Genomic DNA, 20,826 nt, shown 5'->3' with positions numbered 1-20,826 from the left:
GGAACATGGCTGTGTTTGAACACGCTGTGTTCAAACACAAAAAACCCCCGCCGACCGATTGGTCGCACGAGGGTCGCGCGTCGACGCAGCGGAGACTTCCTAAGCGTCGACGCGCTTGGGAAGTACGAGGCCGGTCTGCGTTGTCACGTGGCAGACCGTAATCCGCGCTCGGGCGAGGTGTCAACTCTGCGGGACGCACGTTCCGCATGGTGGACGTCGCGGCGGTGCCCGGCACCCGCTTTCGAGCCGTCGCGCGCGGGCGTGCACCATCTTGGTCGTGGCCGAAAAAGAGCAGCGCAACCAGGCAGACGAGGGCCGGACGGCCGTCTTCAAGATCCCGGGCACCGCGTACGCGGCGATCGCCCTTCTCACCGTGTGTGTGACCCCTATCGCACTGGGCGAGATCCCCGGGCTCGAGTTCCTCTACCTCGCCCCGATCGCGTTGTTCGTCTTCGTGCTCCGGACCCGCACGGTGGCCACCCGGCAGGGGCTGGCGGTCCGCACCATGTTCGGTAAGCGCGACATCCCGTGGTCGTCACTGAAGGGCCTCGCCATCACGAAGAAGGCGCGGGTGCGTGCCGTACTGAAGGACGACACCCAGGTCACGCTGCCGACCGTGCGCACCCGGCACCTCCCGGTGTTGTCGCTGGTCAGCGAGGGCCTGGTGGCCGACCCCAGCGGGTTGCTCGACAACGAAGAGCCGTCGCCCGGAAAGCCCGCCGCGGACAAGCCGACCGAGACCGGCCCTTCCGGGGCGGCGACCCAGGAGTAGAATTGGTAGGACCAGTTTTGCGGGCCTCCCGAACCCCCTGCTGGTCCATCCACCTCCACCTGGGAGAACGCCGTGCCTCAACTCCGTTCCCGGACCACCACCCACGGCCGCAACGCGGCGGGCGCGCGCTCGCTGTGGCGAGCCACCGGGATGACCGACAGCGACTTCGGCAAGCCGATCGTGGCCATCGCCAACTCGTACACCCAGTTCGTGCCGGGGCACGTGCACCTCAAGGACCTCGGCGAGATCGTGGCCGAAGCGGTGGCCGAAGCGGGTGGCGTCGCGCGTGAGTTCCACACGATCGCCGTCGACGACGGGATCGCCATGGGCCACTCCGGGATGCTGTACTCGCTGCCCTCGCGCGAGATCATCGCGGACTCGGTGGAGTACATGGTCAACGCGCACCAGGCCGACGCGCTGGTGTGCATCTCCAACTGCGACAAGATCACACCGGGCATGCTCAACGCCGCGATGCGGCTGAACATCCCGACCGTGTTCGTCTCCGGCGGGCCGATGGAGGCAGGGAAGGCCGTCGTGGTCGGCGGGGTCGCGCAGGCTCCCACCGACCTGATCACCGCGATCGCGGCATCGGCGAACAGCGAGGTCGACGAGGACGGGCTGGGGATCGTCGAGCGGTCCGCGTGCCCCACCTGCGGTTCGTGCTCGGGCATGTTCACCGCGAACTCGATGAACTGCCTGACCGAGGCGCTCGGCCTCTCGCTGCCGGGAAATGGCTCCACATTGGCGACGCACGCCGCGCGGCGCGCGCTGTTCGAGAACGCCGGACGCACGGTTGTCGACCTGTGCAAGCGCTGGTACGGCGAGGACGACGACTCGGTCCTCCCCCGGTCCATCGCCACGCACAAGGCATTCGAGAACGCGATGGCGCTGGACATGGCCATGGGCGGTTCGACGAACACCGTGCTGCACATCCTCGCCGCCGCGCAGGAGGGCGAGGTCGGCTTCACCATCGCCGACATCGACGAAATCGGGCGACGCGTGCCGTGCCTGTCCAAGGTCGCGCCGAACTCCGACTACCACATGGAAGACGTCCACCGCGCGGGCGGAATCCCGGCGATCCTCGGCGAACTGCACCGCGGCGGACTCCTGCACACCGACGTCCATTCGGTGCACTCGCCCGACCTCGAATCGTGGCTGGCCGAATGGGACGTCCGCGCGAAGGAGCCTTCGGCGACCGCGCTGGAGCTGTTCCACGCGGCGCCGGGCGGGGTGCGGACCACGCAGGCGTTCTCCACCGATGCCCGTTGGTCCTCTTTGGACACCGACGCCGCCGGTGGCTGTATCCGCGACGTCGAGCACGCCTACACCAAGGACGGCGGCCTCGCGATCCTGCGCGGCAACCTCGCCGAGAACGGCGCGGTGATCAAGTCCGCGGGCATCGACGAGGACCTGTGGCACTTCGAGGGACCCGCCCGGGTGCTGGAGAGCCAGGAGGAAGCCGTCTCGGCGATCCTCAAGAAGGAGATCCAGCCCGGCGAGGTCCTGGTGATCCGCTACGAGGGCCCCGCAGGCGGGCCGGGCATGCAGGAGATGCTGCACCCGACGGCGTTCCTCAAGGGCTCCGGTCTCGGCAAGAAGTGCGCGCTGATCACCGACGGCCGGTTCTCCGGCGGTTCGTCGGGCATCTCGGTCGGGCACATCTCGCCGGAGGCCGCCGCCGGTGGCCTGATCGGGCTCGTCGAGAACGGCGACCGGATCCTGCTGGACGTCCACGAGCGCCGTCTCGAACTGCTCGTCGACGCCGAGGTCCTGGCCGAGCGGCGCTCGAAGATGGAGGCCTCGGAACGGCCGTGGCAGCCGAAGGAGCGGCAGCGCCCGATCACCGCCGCGCTGCGGGCGTACGCCCGGATGGCCACTTCGGCCGACACCGGCGCCGTCCGCGACCCGAACAAGTAAACCCCCGGCACCGCTCGGCGGCCTACGATGATCGCGTGTCACCGGAGGTCGCCGAGCGCTGCGCCCGGGTAGTCGGCCCTTGCGACGTCGTCGCGGACCTTTCGTGGCCACACGGCGAGGCCAGGGTCCTCGCGCTACGCGGCGAAGACGAGCGCGAGTGGATCGCGAAGACCGTGCTCCAGAAGCGGAACTACCAGCGGGAGCGCGACGCCTATCTGAATTGGGCGTCGCCGTTGCGTGGCCACGTTCCCGAACTGCTCCACCATGACGACGAGCTGCGCCTCCTGCTGCTTGCCCGGTTGCCCGGCGAGCTGGTGCAGGATCACCCGGCCGAGTTCTCCGCCGACGTCCACTTCCAGGCGGGCGCGCTCACCCGGCGCCTGCACGACGTCGCCGCGCCGGAAGCCGATCCGGAGTTCGGCGCACGTCTGCTGCGCAAGTTCGAGAACGTCGTCGCCCGGGCCGATGGACTGGTCCCGGCCGACGGGGTGACGTTCACCCGCCGGATGTTGCGGGCACTGATCGACCAGCCGCCGCCCAGCGTGGTCCCGTGCCATCGGGACAATCAACCGCGGAACTGGCTGATCGACGACGCGGGCGTGGTCCGATTCATCGACTTCGGACGTGTCGAACGCGACGTGTGGGTAGCCGATCTGCACCGGCTTCACTTCCGCGAGTGGGCTACGCGGCCGGACCTGCGCGAGGCGTTCCTCAGCGGCTACGGCCGCCGCCCGTCCGCCCCGGATCTCGCGCTGTTCCGGACCTACAACGCCTTCTCGGCGGTGAGCACGATCGTGTGGGCGCATGAGCACGACGACGTCGCCTTCGAGGCGCATGGCCGCACGATGCTCACGGAGGTCCTCGACGGCTCGGCATGAGTTGCCGAAATTCGGCAACGGCCGCTGACCTGGGCTAACGCGTCAGCACGATGACGACGACCGACGCGGCCGCCGCCAGCAGCACTCCACCGACAGCGAACGGGAACGGCCGCTTGCGCCACGGGGTGTTGCGGTCCAGCGCGAACCGGCCGGAGCCGGTGAAGAGCAACGCCAGCGCGACGGCGCCCAGCAGCAACTCGAACTCGAAGCCCTGCCCTTGGCCCTGGAAGAACCCGCCGTGGAACTTCGCGTACACGATGTTGGCGGCCACCCCGAGCAAACCCGCGGCACCCAGCCAGGTGAACAGCCCGGCGACCACGAGCACGGCGCCGCCGAGCTCGGTGATTCCGGTGATCCACGAGAGCAGGGTCGTCTGCTTGTGGTAGCCGAACATCTCGAGCGCCCGCGCGAACCCGCCGATGCCCGGACCGCCGAAGAGACCGAACAAGTGCTGGAGCCCGTGGGCACCCATGATCACGCCGAGAGCGAGCCGGAGTACCAGCAGCCCCAGATCGGACCCGCCCGAACGCGATTCGTCGTCAGTGTCCTCCACGCCGGACAAGATACTGGTGCTCTGGTAGTCGTCGGCTTCACTGCTCACGCGCGCAGGTTAGGGGATACGTCACATCCCCGCGACCCGGATCGCCGGTCAGTACTCCCCTCGGACGATATTGTTCGGCAGTTCGCCCCCTGCGTACCGCGCGATCTCCGCCGCCGCCACCGCGTAGGAGCGGCTACGGCCACCGCGCACCGTGCCGCCGACATGCGGAGTGAGCAGCAGGCCCGGCACTTTCCAGAGCGGGTGATCCGCGGGCGGCGGCTCCGGATCGGTGACGTCGAGCGCGGCACGCAACCGGCCTGTCGCCAGCTCGGCGACGAGCGCGTCCGTCGTCACCACAGTGCCACGGGAGACGTTGACCAGCACCGCGCCGTCCGTCATCGCCGCCAGGAACTCCTCGTCGACCATGCCCCGGGTACGCGAGGTCAGCGGCACCATCAGCACGACCACGTCGTGCAGGCCGAGCAGATCGGGCAGCTCATGGACACCGTGGACGCCTTCGCGCGCCGACATACCGACCATCGTGCAGCGAGCGTCGAACGGCTCGAGCCGACGGCGCAGGTGCTGCCCGAGATCGCCCGCACCGACGATCAGCACACGCTTGCCCTGCAGTGTGTCGGTGGTCTGCCGGTCCCAACGCCCTTCGCGCTGTCCGGCGGCGAAGACGTCGAGCTGCCGATAAATCGACAACAGGACCGCGACCACCCATTCGGCCGTGCTGCCGCCGTGCGCGCCACGGCAGGTGGACAACAGCACGCCGTCGGGGACCTTGCCGACCCAGTCCTCCGCGCCCGCGGTGAGGAGCTGGATGAGCTTGACGTTCGGCACCGCGCCCCACAACTCGGGGCCGGCACGATGTCTGCCGGGAATGAGGACCTCGGCGTCGGCCGCCTCCGGCGGAGTCGGCTCGCCCCACAGATAGCGCACCGCCCGCACCCTGGCTACCTCGGAAAGCACCGCCACGCCTTCGTCGTCGGGGACCAGCACCGTAAGGCTCATGATCACCACGTTATACGCCTACCGCTTACCCGTGGCTCACGTATCGCCACCTAGGCTTGGTAATCGTGCGTACCCGGTACCGGCGGATGTGGTCTTCGCCGCTGGCTTTGCTGGCCTGCGGCGGTCTGCTGCTCGCCGGCTGTGCCCGGTTCGACGGCCCGGGCACCGGCGCGGGACAGACGTTCACTCCCGCACCACGTCCCAGTCCCGAAGCTCCTCCGTCGGTCCAGGGTCCCGGCGGGGCAGGTGGCAAGAACGAGAAGGGCCAGCCGGGACAGCCGACGCCGGTCCCGCCACCGCAGGGCTGCAAGGACTTCGACAAGGCCGTTCTCGCGACGTGTCTGGACACGGTTTCCGCGGTCGCGGGGCTGCCCGGTGACGGATCCGCCCCCAGCGCGCTGGCCGGGGAACGGAAATCCGGTCGGGTGCTCCTGGCCAGCGCAGGCAAGAGCGCCGCGGACTTCGCGAAACTCGACGTCGACGCCGCCGGTGACGGTGGCCTGACCGGGCTGGCGCTGTCGCCAGGTTATGCCGAAGACCAACTCGTCTTCGCGTACGTCACGACGCCGTCGGACAACCGCGTGGTGCGGTTCGCCAGGGGCCAGGCGCCGAAGCCGGTACTGACCGGGATCCCGAAGGGCGCGACCGGAAACCGCGGGGCGTTGCTCTCGGACGGCAAAGGCGCGCTGCTCGTCGCCACCGGGGACGCCGGCAACGCGGCGGCCTCGGCCGACCCGAACTCGCTCGCCGGGAAAGTGCTGCGCATCGACACCTCCGGGAAGGCCGCGCCGGGCAACCCGACCGGCACCGCCGTGTTCGCCAGCGGCCTGCACGCGCCGGGAGGGCTCTGCTCGTCGGCTGACGGTGGCCGCCTGTGGGCCACCGATCGCCTCGGCGACAAGGACGTCATCTACCGCCTGCAGCCCGGCCAGTCGCTCACCGCGCCCGCGTGGTCGTGGCCGGACAAGCCCGGTGTGGCCGGCTGTGCCGACTTCGTGGACGCGAACGGCTTCCTCGCGATCGCGACGTCGGGAACGGGGAACATGCAGAACCTCCCGGTCAAGCCCGACGGCTCGGTCGGCGGCAAACCGTCGGTGACCCTCGACGGCAAAACCGGGAAGCCACCGCTCACCTACGGCAAACTGGCCGGGATGAGCATGATCAACCCGCAGATCGCCGTGGCGGGGACGATCAACAAGGACGGCGGCAACCCGGTGTCCAGCGACGACCGGGTCGTGATCATCACCCCGGCGTCGGTCAACGGCGGCCAGGGCAAGGATTAGCCCGGCTGGTCAGAGCGGTTTCAACTCGACGCGACGACCTTCCACCGACGAGGTCAGTCCTGCTTCGGCCAGTTGGAGGCCCCGCGCGGCGGCGAAGAAGTCGTAGCGGTGTGGCCGTTCCGCGGCGACGTCGCGAACGAACTCCTCCCATTGAGCCTTGAACCCGTTGTCGAACTCGCCGTTGTCCGGCACTTCGGCCCACTGATCGCGGAAACGTTCGGTTGCCGGGACGTCCGGATTCCACACCGGCTTCGGCGTCGCCGACCGGTGCTGGACACGGCATCGCCGTAATCCGGCGACAGCGCTTCCCTCGGTGCCGTCGACCTGGAACTCGACCAGCTCGTCCCGGAAGACGCGGGTACACCAGGACGAGTTGATCTGCGCGATCGTGCCCGGCTCGAGTTCGAAAATCCCGTATGCGGCGTCGTCGGCCGTGGCCGTGTAGGACTCGCCCTGTTCGTCCCAACGTCGTGGAATGTGCGTTGTGGCTTTCGCCGTCACGGCGGTGACCCTGCCGAACAGGTTTTCCAGCAGGTAACTCCAATGGCAGAACATGTCGAGCACGATCCCGCCGCCGTCCGCAGCGCGGTAGTTCCAGCTCGGACGCTGCGCGGACTGCCAGTCGCCCTCGAACACCCAATACCCGAATTCCCCTCGTACGGACAGCATCCGGCCGAAGAATCCGCCGTCGATCAGCCTCCGCAGCTTCCGCAGGCCGGGCAGGAACAGCTTGTCGTGCACCACGCCGTGGCAGATCCCCGCTTCACGGGCCAGCCCCGCCAGCTCCAACGCGTGCGGCAGTGACTCCGCGAGCGGCTTCTCGGCGTACACGTGCTTGCCCGCCGCGATGGCCTTGCGCACCCACGGTTCCCTGGCCGATGTCAACTGCGCGTCGAAGTAGATGTGCACGTCCGGGTCGGAAAGCGCGGTGTCGACGTCGGTAGTCCACCGGTCCACTCCGTGCCGCTCGGCCATTTCCGCCAGCTTCGCCGCATTGCGCCCCGCGAGAACGGGCACCAGCCGCACCCGGGACCCGTCGGGAAGTTCCACCCCGCCTTGCTCCCGAATGGCCAGCACCGACCGCAGCAGATGTTGCCGATAGCCCATCCGGCCGGTGACCCCGTTGAGCAGGACACCCAGTTCGGGCTGGTTCATCGTTTTCCGCCTTTCCGTTCGGCGACGACGGCATGACTGGACCAACCGTTCACCCTACGGACGGCCGGACCCGCGTCCCGGAAACTTCCCGGCTGCCGGAACGCGCTGAGAGCCTCCTGAGAAAGCGCTTTCTCAGATTACGACCATTGCCGTATCCCGACCACCACAACGGGTCAGCGCCGACGCGGCATCCTGCTCTCCGCACGTGCCGCGCGGATATCGAGAATCGAAACCGCGAAGGACACGAGAGCGGCGGCGAGGCCGAGATAACGACCGTAGCCGAGGCCGATGACGATGCCCCCGGCGTCGAAGAGCCCCCGCTGGTCGGCGGTGAACTGCCAGTCGTTCGTCACCCAGCCGATGAGCATGAGCACCAGAACCGCCGCGACGGCGACGAGCCAAAGCTGGGGGAGGCCGCTGATCCGGACCTTGCGGAGCTGCCCGAACAGTGTCACCGCCAAGCCGGCGACGAGCAGGAGGAGCGGCGGAAACCACGAGAAGAAGTCCGAATTCCACGCGTCGCGCACGACGTCGTCGTGGGGCAGCGATTTCAGCGCGTCCTCGACGTCGGGACGGCTGGTGCTCAGCGTGGTCCAGGGCAGGAAGGTCGCCACGAGCGCGAGCAGCCCGGCGGCGAGGCCGAGCCACTCGCGCCACGTGACGCGGTTGACCGAGAAGGACACTCAGGCCCCTCAGGAACCGACGCGCTCGATGATCAGCTCACGAACGCGCTTGGCGTCGGCCTGTCCCTTCGTGGCCTTCATGACCGCGCCGACGATCGCGCCCGCGGCGGCGACCTTGCCGCCGCGGATCTTCTCGGCGATGTCCGGCTGCGCGGCCAGCGCCTCGTCGATGGCGGCGAGCAGCGCCGAGTCATCGGAGACGACCTTCAAGCCGCGCTTGTCCACGACCTCGCGCGGTTCGCCCTCACCGGCGAGCACGCCCTGGACGACCTCCTTGGCCAGCTTGTTCGTCAGCTCACCGGAGTTGACCAGCGCGATCACCTCGGCCACCTGGGCAGGCGTGATGGCCAGATCGCCGAGTTCGACCTCGCGGGTGTTGGCCTCCTGCGCCAGCGTGTTGACCCACCAGCTGCGCGCCTCGTCCGGCGTCGCTCCCGCCTCGACCGTGGCGGCGACGAGTTCGACCGCGCCGACGTTGAGCAGGTCACGCAGTGCCTCGTCGGTCAGGCTCCACTCGGCCTGGATCCGCTTGCGCCGCTCGGAAGGCATCTCCGGAAGGGTGGCGCGCAGCTTCTCGACCCATTCGCGGGAGGGCGCGATCGGAACGAGGTCGGGCTCCGGGAAGTACCGGTAGTCCTCGGCGGTCTCCTTCGTACGGCCCGACGACGTCGTGCCGTCGGCCTCCTGGAAGTGCCGGGTCTCCTGCTTGATCGTCCCGCCCTCGGCGAGGATCGCGCCCTGCCGCGTCATCTCGTAGCGGACAGCGCGTTCGACGCTGCGCAGCGAGTTGACGTTCTTGGTCTCGGTCCGCGTGCCGAATTCGGCGGCATCCTTGGCCATCAGCGAGACGTTCGCGTCGCACCGCAGCGAGCCCTGGTCCATCCGGACGTCCGACACACCCAGCGCGCGCAGCAGGTCGCGCAGCGCCGTCACGTACGCGCGCGCGACCTCGGGAGCCCGCTCGCCGGTGCCGACGATCGGCTTGGTGACGATCTCGATCAGCGGCACCCCGGCGCGGTTGTAGTCCAGCAACGAGTGCTCGGCACCGTGGATCCGGCCGGTCGCGCCGCCGACGTGCAGCGACTTGCCGGTGTCCTCTTCCATGTGCGCGCGCTCGATGTCGACCCGCACGATCTCGCCGTCGTCGAGGGTGACGTCGAGGTAGCCGTCGAAGGCGATCGGCTCGTCGTACTGCGAGGTCTGGAAGTTCTTCGGCATGTCCGGGTAGAAGTAGTTCTTCCGGGCGAACCGGCACCATTCCGCGATTTCGCAGTTCAGCGCGAGGCCGATGCGGATCGCGCCCTCGACGGCCTTGCCGTTGACCGCCGGCAGCGCGCCGGGCAGGCCGAGGCAGGTCGGGCAGACGTTCGTGTTCGGCTCACCGCCGAAGACGTTCGCACAGCCGCAGAACATCTTGGTCCTGGTGTTGAGCTCGACGTGCACCTCGAGCCCGAGCACCGGGTCGAACCGGGTGACGACCTCGGCGTAGTCCATCAGCTCGGCCACGGCAGTCATCAGGCCTTCCTTCCCAGCTCGGGCACCTGGTGTACCAGCGATCCTCCGGCCGCGGCGTCGCGCGCGACCTCGTAGGCGGCGCCGACGCGGTAGAGCCGGTCATCGGCCAGCGCCGGGGCCATGATCTGCAGACCGACCGGCAGACCGTCCTCATGGGACAGTCCACTCGGGACGCTCATGGCGGCGTTGCCCGCCAGGTTCGACGGGATGGAGCAGATGTCCGACAGGTACATCGCCATCGGGTCGTCGACGCGCTCACCGAGCTTGAACGCCGTGGTCGGCGTGGTGGGCGAGACGAGCACGTCCACCTTCTCGAACGCGTTGTCGAAGTCGCGCGTGATGAGCGTGCGGACCTTCTGCGCCGATCCGTAGTAGGCGTCGTAGTAGCCGGATGAGAGCGCGTACGTGCCGAGGATGATGCGTCGCTTGACCTCCGCGCCGAAGCCCTTCTCGCGGGTCAGCGCCATGACCTCTTCGGCGCTGTGCGTGCCGTCGTCGGCGACACGCAGGCCATAACGCATCGCGTCGAACCGGGCGAGGTTCGAGGAGCACTCGCTCGGCGCGATCAGGTAGTACGCGGGCAGCGCGTAGGTGAAGTGCGGGCAGGAGACCTCGACCACCTCGGCGCCGAGTGCACGCAACTGCTCGACCGCGGCCTCGAAGGACCGCAGCACACCCAGCTGGTAGCCGTCGCCGCCGAACTCCTTCACCACGCCGACACGCACGCCCTTGAGGTCACCGTTCATCCCCTCACGGGCCGCGGCCACCACCGGGGGCACCGGCGCGTCGATGGACGTCGAGTCCAGCGGGTCGTACCCGGCGATGACCTCGTGCAGCAACGCCGCGTCGAGGACGGTGCGAGCGCACGGACCGGCCTGGTCCAGTGACGACGAGAAGGCGACGAGGCCGTAGCGGGAGACACCGCCGTAGGTCGGCTTGACCCCGACTGTCCCGGTCACCGCACCCGGCTGGCGGATCGAACCGCCGGTGTCGGTGCCGATGGCCAGTGCCGCCTCGAACGCCGCGATCGACGCCGACGAACCGCCGCCGGAGCCGCCCGGGATACGGGCGTGGTCCCACGGGTTGTGGGTCGGGCCGAAGGCCGAGTTCTCGGTGGACGAGCCCATCGCGAACTCGTCCATGTTGGTCTTGCCCAACACCACGACACCGGCCTCGCGCAGCTTGCGCGTCACAGTGGCGTCGTAGGGCGGAAGCCAGCCTTCGAGCGTGCGGGATCCGCAGGTCGTCGGGATGCCCTTGGTGGTCAGCACGTCCTTGAGCGCGAGCGGGACCCCGGCCAGCGGCGAAACGGGCGTCCCGTTGGCGACGTCCTCGTCGACCTGGTCGGCCGCGGCGAGCGCGCCCTCGGTGTCCACGTGCAGGAAGGCATGGACATGGTCGTCGACCTCGGCGATGCGGTCCAGGTGGGCCCGCGTGACCTCGGCGGCCGACACTTCGCGACGGTGGATCAGCCCGGCGAGGTCGGCGGCGGTCTTCTTGATCAGCTCGGTGTCGGTCATTGCTCTTCCCCCAGGATCCGCGGCACCCGGAAACGGCCTTCTTCGGCGGCCGGCGCACCGGCCAGCGCCTGCTGCTGGCTCAACCCGGGACGGACGACGTCGTCACGGAAGACGTTCGTCAGCGGCACGGCGTGCGAGGTCGGCGGGACGTCCTCGGCGGCGACCTCGCTCACCTTGGCCACCGAGTCCAGGATCTGGTCCAGCTGGCCGGCGAAGACGTCGAGCTCGTCGTCGGTCACGGCCAGCCTGGCCAGCTTCGCGAGGTGCGCGACCTCGTCTCGGGAAATGTTGGGCACGCGGGTGACTCCCGGGTTGTGCTGTGCGGGTTCTCTCGGAAGCTGCAAGTCTATGGTGACGGCGTCGGCCGACTCGACTGGGTTATGCCGGGCAGGCCATGGGCGGAAATCCCGCTCGGCGGACAGCGGGTCCCGGTCCGCGGTCCCGTCTGTCACAATCGGCGCCCGGCAAACGCGTTCCACGGCGAGGCTGGAACGCCAGAGGTGAGAGGGGCGCGTGGTGTCGTTCCTGATCCGGGTCCTGCTTCCGGACAGTCCGGGAACCCTGGGTGCGGTGGCCACCGCGCTCGGCACGGTCGGCGCCGACATCCTCAGCGTGGACGTGGTCGAACGCGGCAACGGCGTCGCCGTCGACGACCTGGTCGTCGAGCTGCCGTCGGGCCGGCTTCCGGACGCCCTGATCACCGCCGCGGAGAGCGTCGAAGGCGTCGCGGTGGACGCCGTGCGCCCGTACGCGGGTGTGCTGGACACACATCGCGAACTGGAACTCGTCGAGGACATCGCCGCGCAGCCGAAGTCCGGACTGGAGATCCTCGCCGAGGGTGTGCCGAGGATCATCCGGGCGGGCTGGGCCGTCGTCGTCGAGCACACCGACGCGGGCGCACGACGCCTGTCCTCGTCCAGCGCCGCACCCGAGACACCCATCACGGATCTCCCGTGGCTGCCGCTCGAACGCGCCACAGTTCTGGATGGCGAGGACACCTGGGTACCGGAGACCTGGAAGGAACTGGGCACCGAACTCGCCGCCACCCCGCTGGGCAAGCCGGGCAAGGCGCTGCTCGTGGCCCGTCCCGGCGGCCCGAACTTCCGGGCCGCCGAGGTCGCCCGGCTCGCGCACTTCGCCGGGATCGTCGCGGTCGTCCTGGACGGCTGAGAGCAAGGGACCTTTGCTATCGCCTGCTATCGCCGCCGCGTGAGCCTCTTCACAGCGCGAGCCCGTACGCGACGAGCGTGATGTGCGGCAGAGGCCGCCAATCACGCTCGGGAAGCCGGGTGAACCCGATTCGTTCGTAGAGGCGATGCGCGGCCTTCATCCCGTCCTGGCTGCTCAGCACCACCCTGGTGCGCCCGAGCTCCCGTGCGCGGTCCACGACGGCTCTGGTCAACGCTTCGCCGATGCCCCGGCCCCGCGCGGCGGACGCGACGGCGAGCATGCGGAACTCCAGCTCGCCGGTACGGGACACCTCGGCCAGTTCGGTGTCGGGGTGCACGATGACGACAGAGCCCAGCACTTCCCCGGCCCCGTCCACGGCGACCAGCAGCTCGCTGTGTGCGGCGCGGCCCTCGACGTCCCGCAGGTCCGCCTCATAACGCGGCTCGACACCGAGGTAGCCGTCGTCCCGGTAGGCCGCCACGGTGAGGTCACCCACCGCGGTGAACTCGTCCCGGCGCGGGGCGCGGATCTCGACGTCAGTCATCGCTTTCCGCCTCCCCGGCTCCGCTCTCGGCCTCGTCGCCGTCCGTTGGCAACGCCACCTCCATGGCCGCGTCCGGGCCGCGGTCGAGCAGCATCTGGAAGCCTGCCTCGTCGAGCACCGGAACCTTGAGCTGGACAGCCTTGTCGTACTTCGAACCGGGCGCGTCCCCGACCACGACGAACGCCGTCTTCTTGGAGACCGAACCGGCCGCCTTGCCGCCGCGGGCCATGATCACTTCCTTGGCCTCGTCACGCGAGAAGGTGTCGAGCGAACCGGTGACGACGATGGAAAGACCTTCGAGGGTGCGCGGAACGGACTCGTCACGCTCCTCCTCCATCCGCACCCCGGCGCGTCGCCATTTTTCGACGATCTCGCGGTGCCAGCCGACCTCGAACCATTCCTGAGTGGCATGCGCGATGGTGGGACCGACGCCATCGACCGCGGACAACTCCTCCTCGCCGGCCTGCTCGATCCGCTCCAGCGAACCGAATTCCCTGGCCAGTGCCTGTGCCGCGGTCGGCCCGACGTGCCGGATGGACAGCGCGACGATCACCTTCCACAACGGCCGGTCCTTGGCCGCGTCGAGGTTGGCCAGCAGCTTGCGCGCATTGGCCGACAGCTCCCCCGCCTTCGTGCGGAACAGCTCGACCTCGGCCAGGCTCTCCTCGTCGAGGTCGAACACATCGCCTTCGTCCGCGACGACCCGCGCGTCCAGCAACGCCACCGCGGCCTCGTAGCCGAGCACCTCGATGTCGAAGGCACCCCGGCCCGCCAGGTGGAACAGCCGTTCCCGCAGCTGCGCCGGGCAGAACCGGGTGTTCGGGCAACGGATGTCGATATCGCCCTCTTTTTGGTACGCCAGCTCGGTGCCGCACTCCGGGCATTCGGTCGGCATGACGAACTCACGCTCTTCGCCGGTACGAGCTTCCACGACCGGTCCGAGCACCTCGGGGATGACGTCACCGGCCTTCCGGAGCACGATCCGGTCGCCGATCAGCACGCCCTTGCGTTTGACCTCTTCCTGGTTGTGCAGCGTCGCCCTGGCCACCGTGGAACCGGCGACCTTGACCGGCTCGGTCACCGCGAACGGCGTGACCCGGCCGGTGCGGCCGACGCCGACCTGGATGTCGAGCAGCGTCGTGATGGCCTCTTCCGGCGGGTACTTGTAGGCGATCGCCCAGCGTGGCGCCCGGGACGTCGTGCCTAGCCTGCGTTGCAGCGAAACCTGGTCGACCTTGATCACGACCCCGTCGATCTCGTGCTCGGCGTCGTGCCGGTGCTCACCCCAGTAGGCGATGTGATCGGTAAGTTCCTTCGCCGACCGCAGGACCTTGCTGTGCGGCGAAACCGGGAGCCCCCACGCGGCCAGCGCCTCATACGCTTCGGACTGGCGCTCGGGTTCGAAGCCTTCGCGGCGGCCCAGCCCATGGCAGATCAGCCGCAGCCGCCGCTCCCGCGTGATCCGCGGGTCCTTCTGCCGCAACGATCCCGCCGCCGTGTTGCGCGGGTTCGCGTACGGCGGTTTCCCCGCCTCGACCATCTTCGCGTTGAGCTCAAGGAAGTCCTCGACCCGGAAGAACACCTCGCCGCGGATCTCGACCAGTGCCGGAACCGGGAACTGCTCGGTACCGGTAAGCGTTTCCGGGACCTGCTCGAGCGTGCGCGCATTCAGCGTCACGTCCTCGCCCGTGCGGCCGTCGCCCCGCGTAAGCGCGCGGGTGAGCTGACCGTTCTCGTACAGCAGGTTGACGGCGAGACCGTCGATCTTCAGCTCGGCGAGGTACTCGGTGCTTCCGATCTCTTTCTCCACCCGCTCGACCCAGGCGAGGAGCTCGTCGGTGTCGAAGACGTTGTCGAGGCTGAGCATGCGCTCGAGATGGTCGTGCGCCACGAACTCCGTGGAGAACGTGCCACCGACGTTCTGCGTCGGTGAGTCGGGCGTGACCAGGCCAGGATGAGCGTCCTCGATCCGCTGCAGTTCGGCGAGCAACTCGTCGAACTGGCCATCGGAGACGATGGGGGCGTCCAGCACGTAATACCGGAACTGGTGGCCGCGAACCTCTTCGGCGAGCGCGGCATGCCGCTCACGGACCTCGGCCGGCACCTCCGTGACGTCCTCGGCGGCGTCGAGGGCGGCCTGGTCGGTGATCTGGTCCTGGGGAAGCTCGGTGCTCACGGGTAGTAACCCTAGCCGGAGTCACCGACATTCTCGCCCGGTCGGCTGCTGAGCGTTCGGACCAGGTCACGGAGTTCGAGGAGGGTGATGGCTGCCTCCGGCTCGGCCTCCGCGGTCTCGACACGACGCAGCCGTTCCGCGGCAACGCGCTCACCGAGCGTGGCGTCGAGCGGCAGGAACGTCATCGTGGTCCGCGCGCCGGAATCGAGTTCGGCGAAGGCCGGGTGGAAGACAGCGACGTCGACAACCGCAGCGGATTCGTCGACCTGGGCGGCCACCCGGACGTCGGCGAGCGAAATCTGGTGCTCCCCCAAGTTGACCGTGACCCCGCTCGGATCGGGGACCGGCGGCACGGAGTCGTGGTACTCCCAGATCGTGTCGTCGGGCGGCGCGGCGGCCTTCCACGCATCGGTGTAAGGCCGCAGTTCCGGATCCTCCTGGCCGGTGACCACCAGCGCGTAGATGGCCAGCTGACCACGTTCGAGCGAGAAATGCAGCCGCGGATGCAGCGCCTCGACCAGCTGACACAGATCGTGCTCGACGCGGTGCGGCTCCTGATCCCCCAGCGCGGCGCTGACCTGTGGCAGCAACGCGAACCATCCACGCCAGAATTCCGCGGCCGCGGCCTCGGCGTCGTCCGGGACCGGCTGGTCGGGCCACGCCGTACGCGGGTCGGGTGGATCGGCGGTTTCGCTACGACGGCGGCGGAACAAGCGCATGTCTTGAAGAGTCCTCGTTCGATCGGGTTCCCCGACACGCTACGCGTGCAGTTGGGCCGCCGTCTGCCGTTCACCAAGTCTCGGGCGGTTCGGCGAATGCCCTGCCGAGATCGCGGGTGAGGGAAAGAGCGCGACGCATCCACTCGGTGGTTGCTCCCGCGAGGCCACAGGCCGGAGTCGGCACGGCTCGTTCGGCAAGAATGCCGCGGTTGAATCCGAGCCGGTCGACCAGGTTGAGCGCGGGCTCCGCGACGTCACGCAGGCCGGGCCGGGTACCCGGATCAGTAGTGGGAACAAGTCCGAGGAACAAGATGGCGCCGCTGTCCCACGTCTCTCCGATCTCGTCGAGCAGCGAGGACGATGTCCGATCGAGGGCGGACAGATCGAAAGCGACGGCCCCAGCCCCCGCCGCGCGCAGCAGCGCGAGCGGCGGCCGCGCTGCGCAGCAATGCACGACCACGGGCTGCCCCGTGATCTCCGCGGCACCTTCGATAACCGTCGACAGCAGGTCACGAGCCTCTGGCTCGGGCACTGCGGAAATGTTGCCGTAGCCAGAAGGAGTCGGCAGATCCCCGGCGAGGACGGCGGGCAACGACGGCTCGTCGAACTGCACGACTACGGGAGCACCGGTGCGCGCGGTGATCTCGGCGACGTGTCCGGCCAGCCCTTCGAGCATGGAGGACACGAAGTCCCGAAGGGCACCACGATCAGTGAGCACGCGGTGACCACGAGCTAGTTCGATACCCGCCCCGAGCGTCCATGGCCCAGCGAGCTGAGTCTTGATCACCGGCGGCGCGGCGCCGGCCTTCTCTCGAGCCTCCTGGAGTGCGTCCAGGTCCCAGCGAAGCAGATCCGCACCCCGCCGATGATCGTGGCCGGGCCTGGCGGCGACACGGTAACCGCTTGGTACCACCTCGACGGCAAGATCGACGAGCAGCGCCGCCGTACGGCCGAGCAGGTCAGCCCCGACTCCGCGCGCAGGCAGCTCCGGGAAGTGCGGAAACGCCGGCAGCTCGCCGAACACGACGGCAGCCGCTTCGGCGGCGTCGGTCCCCGGCATGGAGCCGATCCCGGTGGCGGCGCCAGCTGGCCAGGCAGGTTGATTCACGACCTCTGATTCTGGCCGAAGCACTCCGGCCGCAGTAGAGGGCCCCCACCTCACCCAGTTCACGGAACTGTCGCCAGGACCCGCGTCCCACGCCCAGTACCCGTCGTCACGGCGCCGATTCGGCGCCGCTGCCAAGTGACCGGTGTCTCATCGCGTCCCGGTAGACACCGGGCTGCCCACGGCTCAAGGTGAGAAATGGTCAGGACATCGACGTCCTGCCGGGACGGAGGTTGCCGTGGAGCCGTTGCCCGACAACAGCAACCGGAACTGGGCGGAGCCCGGAATCTACGAGGTCGCGCCTGGCGTTTACCGGATTCCATTGCCACTTCCCGACGACGCGCTCCGCGCGGTCAACGTCTACGCGGTCACCGACGGCACGAAGCTGGCCTTGATCGACTCGGGCTGGGCGCTGACTGAGGCCAGGCAACGGCTTGCCGCCGCATTGCAGGGAATCGGCGCGGGCTTCGCGGATGTCACCGAGTTCTTGGTGACGCACGTCCACCGCGACCACTACACCCAAGCTGTGGCGCTCCGCCGCGAGTTCGGCATGAAAGTCGCGATGGGCCAGGGAGAAGAACCATCCCTGAAAGCCTCGGCCAATCCGGAGCGACTGCCGATGGCTCCCCAGGTCCACCTTCTCCGCCGTTGCGGAGCCGACGAGGTGGTGGAAGCGTTGGCACGGTTGTTCGGCACCGACGTACGACACCATGAAGCCGATCTGTGGGAAGCCCCCGACGAATGGCTCCTGCCTGGTCGCCGCACGATCATGCCCGGGCGCGAGCTCGAAATCGTCCACACGCCAGGGCACACCGCCGGACACGTCGTCTTCGTCGATGGCGCGGGCGGCCTGCTGTTCTCCGGTGACCACGTACTGCCGCACATCACCCCCTCGATCGGCTTCCAGCCTGTCCCCGCCGAGTTGCCGCTGAACGACTACATCGACTCGCTGCGGCTCGTCCGAGCCATGCCCGACCGACGATTGCTGCCCGCGCACGGTCCGGTCACCGACAGCGTGCACGCCCGCGTCGACGAGTTGCTCGAACACCATCGGCAACGACTCGAGACCATGGGACAACAAGCGTTGGCCGGCGCGAGCACAGCCTTCGAAATCGCCTCTCGTCTGGGCTGGACGCGCCGCGGCCGCAAACTGTCCGAAATGGACGCGTTCAACCAGATGCTCGCTGTTCTGGAAACAGGCGCCCACCTGGACCTGCTTGTTTCGCAGGGCAAACTTGCCGCGCACGATGTCGATGAAGTACGTCACTACTCTGCACCCTGAGCGAGACACGTCCTCGCAACCTGCGAGTAGCCGGCGCTTGGCCGCCTGCTCGGGCTTCCTTGCATACTGGTCGAGATGGAAGTCATCAGACGGGCACGGCGAGCGGACATCGCAGCGGTCGCCGCGCTCTTCCAGACGCCTGCTCAACCGCTGCTCGACGCCTTCGAAGCGCTTGACGCCGACCCTCGGGTCGCGTTGGTCGTGGCGGAGGACGATCACGGCATCGTCGGCACAGCGCAGCTGACGGTACTCCGAGGATTGTCCTGGCAGGGCAAGCCACGCGGGCTTGTCGAAGGCGTCCGGGCCACCCGCCGGGGCGTCACGAGCGCGCTGCTGACCTGGGCGATCAAGGAAGCCACGAAACGTGGTTGCACCAGGCTCCATTTGGATTCCGGGCTCGCACGGGGAGATCTGAGCAGCTACTACGCTCGGTTCGGGTTCGAATACAGCTATCAAGGGTTCACTCGTTCGCTGGGACACTCGCCACGTGAATAATCCTCAGATCCGCCAAGCGAGACGCGACGACGTCGAAGCCATCGTCCGCATGATCATCGACGACCAGCTCGGCGCCAAGCGAGACTCGGTCGACGACCTCGTTCCGTATCTTCGAGCCTTCGACGAGATCGAACACGATCCGAATCAGCTCCTCGTCGTCGCAGTTGTCGAGGACGAGCCGGTCGGAACGCTTCAGCTGACGATCATCCCCGGCATGGCCCGCAAGGGAGCGCGCCGTGGCCAAATCGAGGCAGTCCGGGTGCGCAGCGACCATCGTGGTTCCGGCCTCGGCGGCTTGCTCGTTCGCTGGGCTGTCGCAGAATCGCGCCAACGGGGTTGCGCGCTGGTACAGCTGACTTCGGACGTCTCGCGGGTGAACGCACACCGCTTCTACGAGCGGCTTGGTTTTGTCGCGAGCCACACGGGTTTCAAGCTTGCGCTCTGAACGCTCCACCATGACGAGTGCGCTCCTCATACGGCCTCCGTCCTCAAGGCCGATGTCATTTCAGCCTTTCGTCGTCGTGGACAAGTGATTCACTCAACGTGTCGACAGCCCACGCCGCGGGTGGGGTCAGGATGACCTCCCCGCCACCGCAAGTCAAATAGCCGATGGCACGAGCGGACCATTCGTACCATTTTCCGGCAATTTTCTTCCGCTCGCGTTTTTTCGTCTTCCCCATGGCGTACGGTCGCCGACATGACACCTTCACCGCGACCCCTGCGCGATACCAGGGACACAGAAGAACGAGAAGACCCGGCAAACTCGGCCTTTATGCGACGAATGATCCGCATGGATCCCAAAGTCTTGCAGCGCATGCAGGACGACGCGATCCTGCAGATCGTCCAGGACACAGGCGCGGAAATTGCTCGGATACAGGCGCTGCAGCTCCGCTGCATCGCCGAATTCAACCGACGTAACCGTGACTCCCAGAGCGTGCTGACCGAAATCGCCTCCGTCCTGTCCAGTACGGAACATCATGCGAGCGCGGTGATCTCCGCCGCCGAAGCTCTCACCACACGGCTACCGCGCACGCTGCAACTGATGGACGATGGCGAGCTCGATCTCTTCCGCGCCATGAAGGTCACGGACGCCACCTCGTGGCTCTCCGATGAGCACGCGGCTATCGTCGACGTGGTTCTGGTGGGCCGTTTGCCCGGAAAGAACGCGACTCAGGTCCGGAAAGCCACCACTCACGCCGCCATGAAGGTGGACCCCAACGGAGCCGCCCACCGCGGCGCACGGCGACGCGCCGAGCGGCGTGTGGTGCTGAGCCACAGCGCTTCGGGGGTTTCGCGCCTGTCCGTCGACAACGCGCCAGCGGAGAAAGCGACAGCGGCCTATCTTCGGATCGACCAGGCCGCACGTGCTCTGAAGACTCCCGACGAAGAACGCACATTGGACCAGTTGAGGACCGACGTCGCGCTGGATCTGCTGCTCAACGAGGACGGCGGCTGTGAGGAACGAGCAGAGGTCTTTCTGTACATGGACCTTGCCACCTACCTCGGCCTCAACAACGACCCTGTCGAGATGGCGGGCCACGGTCACATCCCCGCGGTACTCGCTCGCCGTATCGCCGCGGGGCCGGACACAGCGCTTCGGCGGATCATCACCGATCCGATGACCGGACAGATGATCGAGCTCGGAGGCACCCGCTACCGGCCCACACCCGAAATGGACGAGTTCGTTCGTGTCCGCGACCGAGAGTGCAGGCAGCCGGGCTGCACAAGGCCGGCGCAGAACTGCAAAATCGAAAACACTCGCTCCCGGAACGAGGCCGGCGCCGAGACGACGTCGATGAGGCCTGTGACCTTCTGCCCTCGCCACCGTCGGCTGAAACGCCGGGCCGATTGGCATTATGAGGTGTCGCCGGACGACAGCCTCACTATTACGACCCCGACCGGAAGAACTCAGCGCAGCTCTGCTCCGCCGTTCCACGAGCCCCGTCCGGATGCTTCGCCAGGCAGTTCTCGGCACCGGTGAAGGGAACGGAGAGCCAGGACTACCCGTTTGGAGCGGCCATCACAGAACGATGCGAAGGCAGTATTCAGTGCGC

General features: G+C 68.1%; 20 protein-coding genes. 9 read left to right on the top strand and 11 right to left on the bottom strand.

Annotated elements, in window-relative coordinates:
* The first annotated feature begins 277 nt into the window (after nt 1-277).
* The 3 genes from ACFW0G_RS12690 (at nt 278) to ACFW0G_RS12680 (ending at nt 3,567) form a co-directional block, all read left to right on the top strand.
* Nucleotides 278-772, top strand: coding sequence for a PH domain-containing protein (locus ACFW0G_RS12690; protein ID WP_378325184.1), 495 nt, complete (start codon nt 278-280; stop codon nt 770-772).
* Between the two features lie 72 nt (nt 773-844).
* Nucleotides 845-2,689: a dihydroxy-acid dehydratase gene (gene ilvD / locus ACFW0G_RS12685; RefSeq protein ID WP_378325182.1), complete on the top strand. Its 1,845-nt coding sequence runs from the start codon at nt 845-847 to the stop codon at nt 2,687-2,689.
* A gap of 35 nt (nt 2,690-2,724) precedes the next feature.
* Nucleotides 2,725-3,567, top strand: coding sequence for a phosphotransferase family protein (locus ACFW0G_RS12680; protein WP_378325181.1), 843 nt, complete (start codon nt 2,725-2,727; stop codon nt 3,565-3,567).
* Between the two features lie 34 nt (nt 3,568-3,601).
* On the opposite strand, the gene ACFW0G_RS12675 is transcribed toward ACFW0G_RS12680, so the two are convergent.
* Nucleotides 3,602-4,132 (bottom strand): DoxX family protein, encoded by a 531-nt coding sequence (locus ACFW0G_RS12675; RefSeq protein WP_378325213.1) that lies wholly within the window; start codon nt 4,130-4,132, stop codon nt 3,602-3,604.
* Between the two features lie 84 nt (nt 4,133-4,216).
* Nucleotides 4,217-5,125 (bottom strand): 2-hydroxyacid dehydrogenase, encoded by a 909-nt coding sequence (locus tag ACFW0G_RS12670; RefSeq protein WP_378325180.1) that lies wholly within the window; start codon nt 5,123-5,125, stop codon nt 4,217-4,219.
* A 65-nt stretch (nt 5,126-5,190) separates the two neighbouring features.
* Between ACFW0G_RS12670 and ACFW0G_RS12665 the strand changes: the two genes are divergently transcribed.
* Nucleotides 5,191-6,408, top strand: a complete 1,218-nt coding sequence (locus ACFW0G_RS12665) for a PQQ-dependent sugar dehydrogenase (RefSeq protein ID WP_378325179.1) — start codon at nt 5,191-5,193, stop codon at nt 6,406-6,408.
* A 9-nt stretch (nt 6,409-6,417) separates the two neighbouring features.
* Here the strand turns inward: ACFW0G_RS12665 and ACFW0G_RS12660 are convergent, their stop codons facing one another.
* From ACFW0G_RS12660 to gatC, 5 genes are all read right to left on the bottom strand, one after another.
* On the bottom strand, nt 6,418-7,563 hold the full coding sequence (locus ACFW0G_RS12660; RefSeq protein ID WP_378325177.1) for a Gfo/Idh/MocA family protein: 1,146 nt from the start codon (nt 7,561-7,563) through the stop codon (nt 6,418-6,420).
* 173 nt (nt 7,564-7,736) lie between these two features.
* Complete coding sequence (locus ACFW0G_RS12655) at nt 7,737-8,246, bottom strand: hypothetical protein (RefSeq protein ID WP_378325176.1); 510 nt, start codon at nt 8,244-8,246, stop codon at nt 7,737-7,739.
* Between the two features lie 9 nt (nt 8,247-8,255).
* Complete coding sequence (gene gatB, locus ACFW0G_RS12650) at nt 8,256-9,761, bottom strand: Asp-tRNA(Asn)/Glu-tRNA(Gln) amidotransferase subunit GatB (protein ID WP_378325175.1); 1,506 nt, start codon at nt 9,759-9,761, stop codon at nt 8,256-8,258.
* Nucleotides 9,761-11,281, bottom strand: a complete 1,521-nt coding sequence (gatA, locus tag ACFW0G_RS12645; RefSeq protein WP_378325173.1) for an Asp-tRNA(Asn)/Glu-tRNA(Gln) amidotransferase subunit GatA — start codon at nt 11,279-11,281, stop codon at nt 9,761-9,763. The genes gatB and gatA overlap by 1 nt, the downstream gene beginning before the upstream one ends.
* On the bottom strand, nt 11,278-11,577 hold the full coding sequence (gene gatC, locus ACFW0G_RS12640) for an Asp-tRNA(Asn)/Glu-tRNA(Gln) amidotransferase subunit GatC (protein ID WP_345399821.1): 300 nt from the start codon (nt 11,575-11,577) through the stop codon (nt 11,278-11,280). The genes gatA and gatC overlap by 4 nt, the downstream gene beginning before the upstream one ends.
* Before the next feature lie 220 nt (nt 11,578-11,797).
* Between gatC and ACFW0G_RS12635 the strand changes: the two genes are divergently transcribed.
* Nucleotides 11,798-12,451 carry an amino acid-binding protein gene (locus ACFW0G_RS12635; protein WP_378325212.1) on the top strand — a complete coding sequence of 218 codons (654 nt, stop codon included), beginning with the start codon at nt 11,798-11,800 and terminating at the stop codon, nt 12,449-12,451.
* A gap of 49 nt (nt 12,452-12,500) precedes the next feature.
* Here the strand turns inward: ACFW0G_RS12635 and ACFW0G_RS12630 are convergent, their stop codons facing one another.
* The 4 genes from ACFW0G_RS12630 to ACFW0G_RS12615 form a co-directional block, all read right to left on the bottom strand.
* The gene (locus ACFW0G_RS12630; protein ID WP_378325172.1) at nt 12,501-12,995 is read right to left on the bottom strand and encodes a GNAT family N-acetyltransferase; all 495 of its coding nucleotides are present in this window, start codon (nt 12,993-12,995) and stop codon (nt 12,501-12,503) included.
* On the bottom strand, nt 12,988-15,171 hold the full coding sequence (gene ligA / locus ACFW0G_RS12625) for an NAD-dependent DNA ligase LigA (RefSeq protein WP_378325171.1): 2,184 nt from the start codon (nt 15,169-15,171) through the stop codon (nt 12,988-12,990). Before ligA ends, ACFW0G_RS12630 begins: the two co-directional genes overlap by 8 nt.
* 11 nt (nt 15,172-15,182) lie before the next feature.
* Nucleotides 15,183-15,890: a hypothetical protein gene (locus ACFW0G_RS12620; RefSeq protein ID WP_378325170.1), complete on the bottom strand. Its 708-nt coding sequence runs from the start codon at nt 15,888-15,890 to the stop codon at nt 15,183-15,185.
* A gap of 70 nt (nt 15,891-15,960) precedes the next feature.
* Nucleotides 15,961-16,998, bottom strand: coding sequence for a methionine synthase (locus ACFW0G_RS12615; RefSeq protein ID WP_378325210.1), 1,038 nt, complete (start codon nt 16,996-16,998; stop codon nt 15,961-15,963).
* Between the two features lie 235 nt (nt 16,999-17,233).
* On the opposite strand from ACFW0G_RS12615, the gene ACFW0G_RS12610 reads away from it, so the two are divergent.
* The 4 genes from ACFW0G_RS12610 (at nt 17,234) to ACFW0G_RS12595 (ending at nt 20,753) form a co-directional block, all read left to right on the top strand.
* Nucleotides 17,234-18,277, top strand: a complete 1,044-nt coding sequence (locus tag ACFW0G_RS12610) for an MBL fold metallo-hydrolase (RefSeq protein ID WP_378325169.1) — start codon at nt 17,234-17,236, stop codon at nt 18,275-18,277.
* A 75-nt stretch (nt 18,278-18,352) separates the two neighbouring features.
* Nucleotides 18,353-18,772, top strand: a complete 420-nt coding sequence (locus ACFW0G_RS12605) for a GNAT family N-acetyltransferase (RefSeq protein ID WP_378325168.1) — start codon at nt 18,353-18,355, stop codon at nt 18,770-18,772.
* 49 nt (nt 18,773-18,821) lie between these two features.
* The gene (locus ACFW0G_RS12600; RefSeq protein WP_378325209.1) at nt 18,822-19,217 is read left to right on the top strand and encodes a GNAT family N-acetyltransferase; all 396 of its coding nucleotides are present in this window, start codon (nt 18,822-18,824) and stop codon (nt 19,215-19,217) included.
* Nucleotides 19,218-19,469: 252 nt separating this feature from the next.
* Complete coding sequence (locus ACFW0G_RS12595) at nt 19,470-20,753, top strand: DUF222 domain-containing protein (RefSeq protein WP_378325166.1); 1,284 nt, start codon at nt 19,470-19,472, stop codon at nt 20,751-20,753.
* Nucleotides 20,754-20,826: the final 73 nt, after the last annotated feature.

Source organism: Amycolatopsis sp. NPDC058986 (genome assembly GCF_042741125.1).
Taxonomy (GTDB): domain Bacteria; phylum Actinomycetota; class Actinomycetes; order Mycobacteriales; family Pseudonocardiaceae; genus Amycolatopsis.
This window is presented reverse-complemented; position numbering and strand designations above follow the sequence as displayed.

Coding starts and splice junctions, on each gene's coding strand:
- ACFW0G_RS12670 (WP_378325180.1), bottom strand. CDS start 5,125: ATGAGCCTTACGGTGCTGGTCCCCGACGACGAAGGCGTGGCGGTGCTT.
- ACFW0G_RS12600 (WP_378325209.1), top strand. CDS start 18,822: ATGATCATCGACGACCAGCTCGGCGCCAAGCGAGACTCGGTCGACGAC.
- ACFW0G_RS12630 (WP_378325172.1), bottom strand. CDS start 12,995: ATGACTGACGTCGAGATCCGCGCCCCGCGCCGGGACGAGTTCACCGCG.
- ACFW0G_RS12605 (WP_378325168.1), top strand. CDS start 18,353: ATGGAAGTCATCAGACGGGCACGGCGAGCGGACATCGCAGCGGTCGCC.
- ACFW0G_RS12660 (WP_378325177.1), bottom strand. CDS start 7,563: ATGAACCAGCCCGAACTGGGTGTCCTGCTCAACGGGGTCACCGGCCGG.
- ACFW0G_RS12595 (WP_378325166.1), top strand. CDS start 19,470: ATGACACCTTCACCGCGACCCCTGCGCGATACCAGGGACACAGAAGAA.
- ACFW0G_RS12620 (WP_378325170.1), bottom strand. CDS start 15,890: ATGCGCTTGTTCCGCCGCCGTCGTAGCGAAACCGCCGATCCACCCGAC.
- gatB (WP_378325175.1), bottom strand. CDS start 9,761: ATGACTGCCGTGGCCGAGCTGATGGACTACGCCGAGGTCGTCACCCGG.
- gatA (WP_378325173.1), bottom strand. CDS start 11,281: ATGACCGACACCGAGCTGATCAAGAAGACCGCCGCCGACCTCGCCGGG.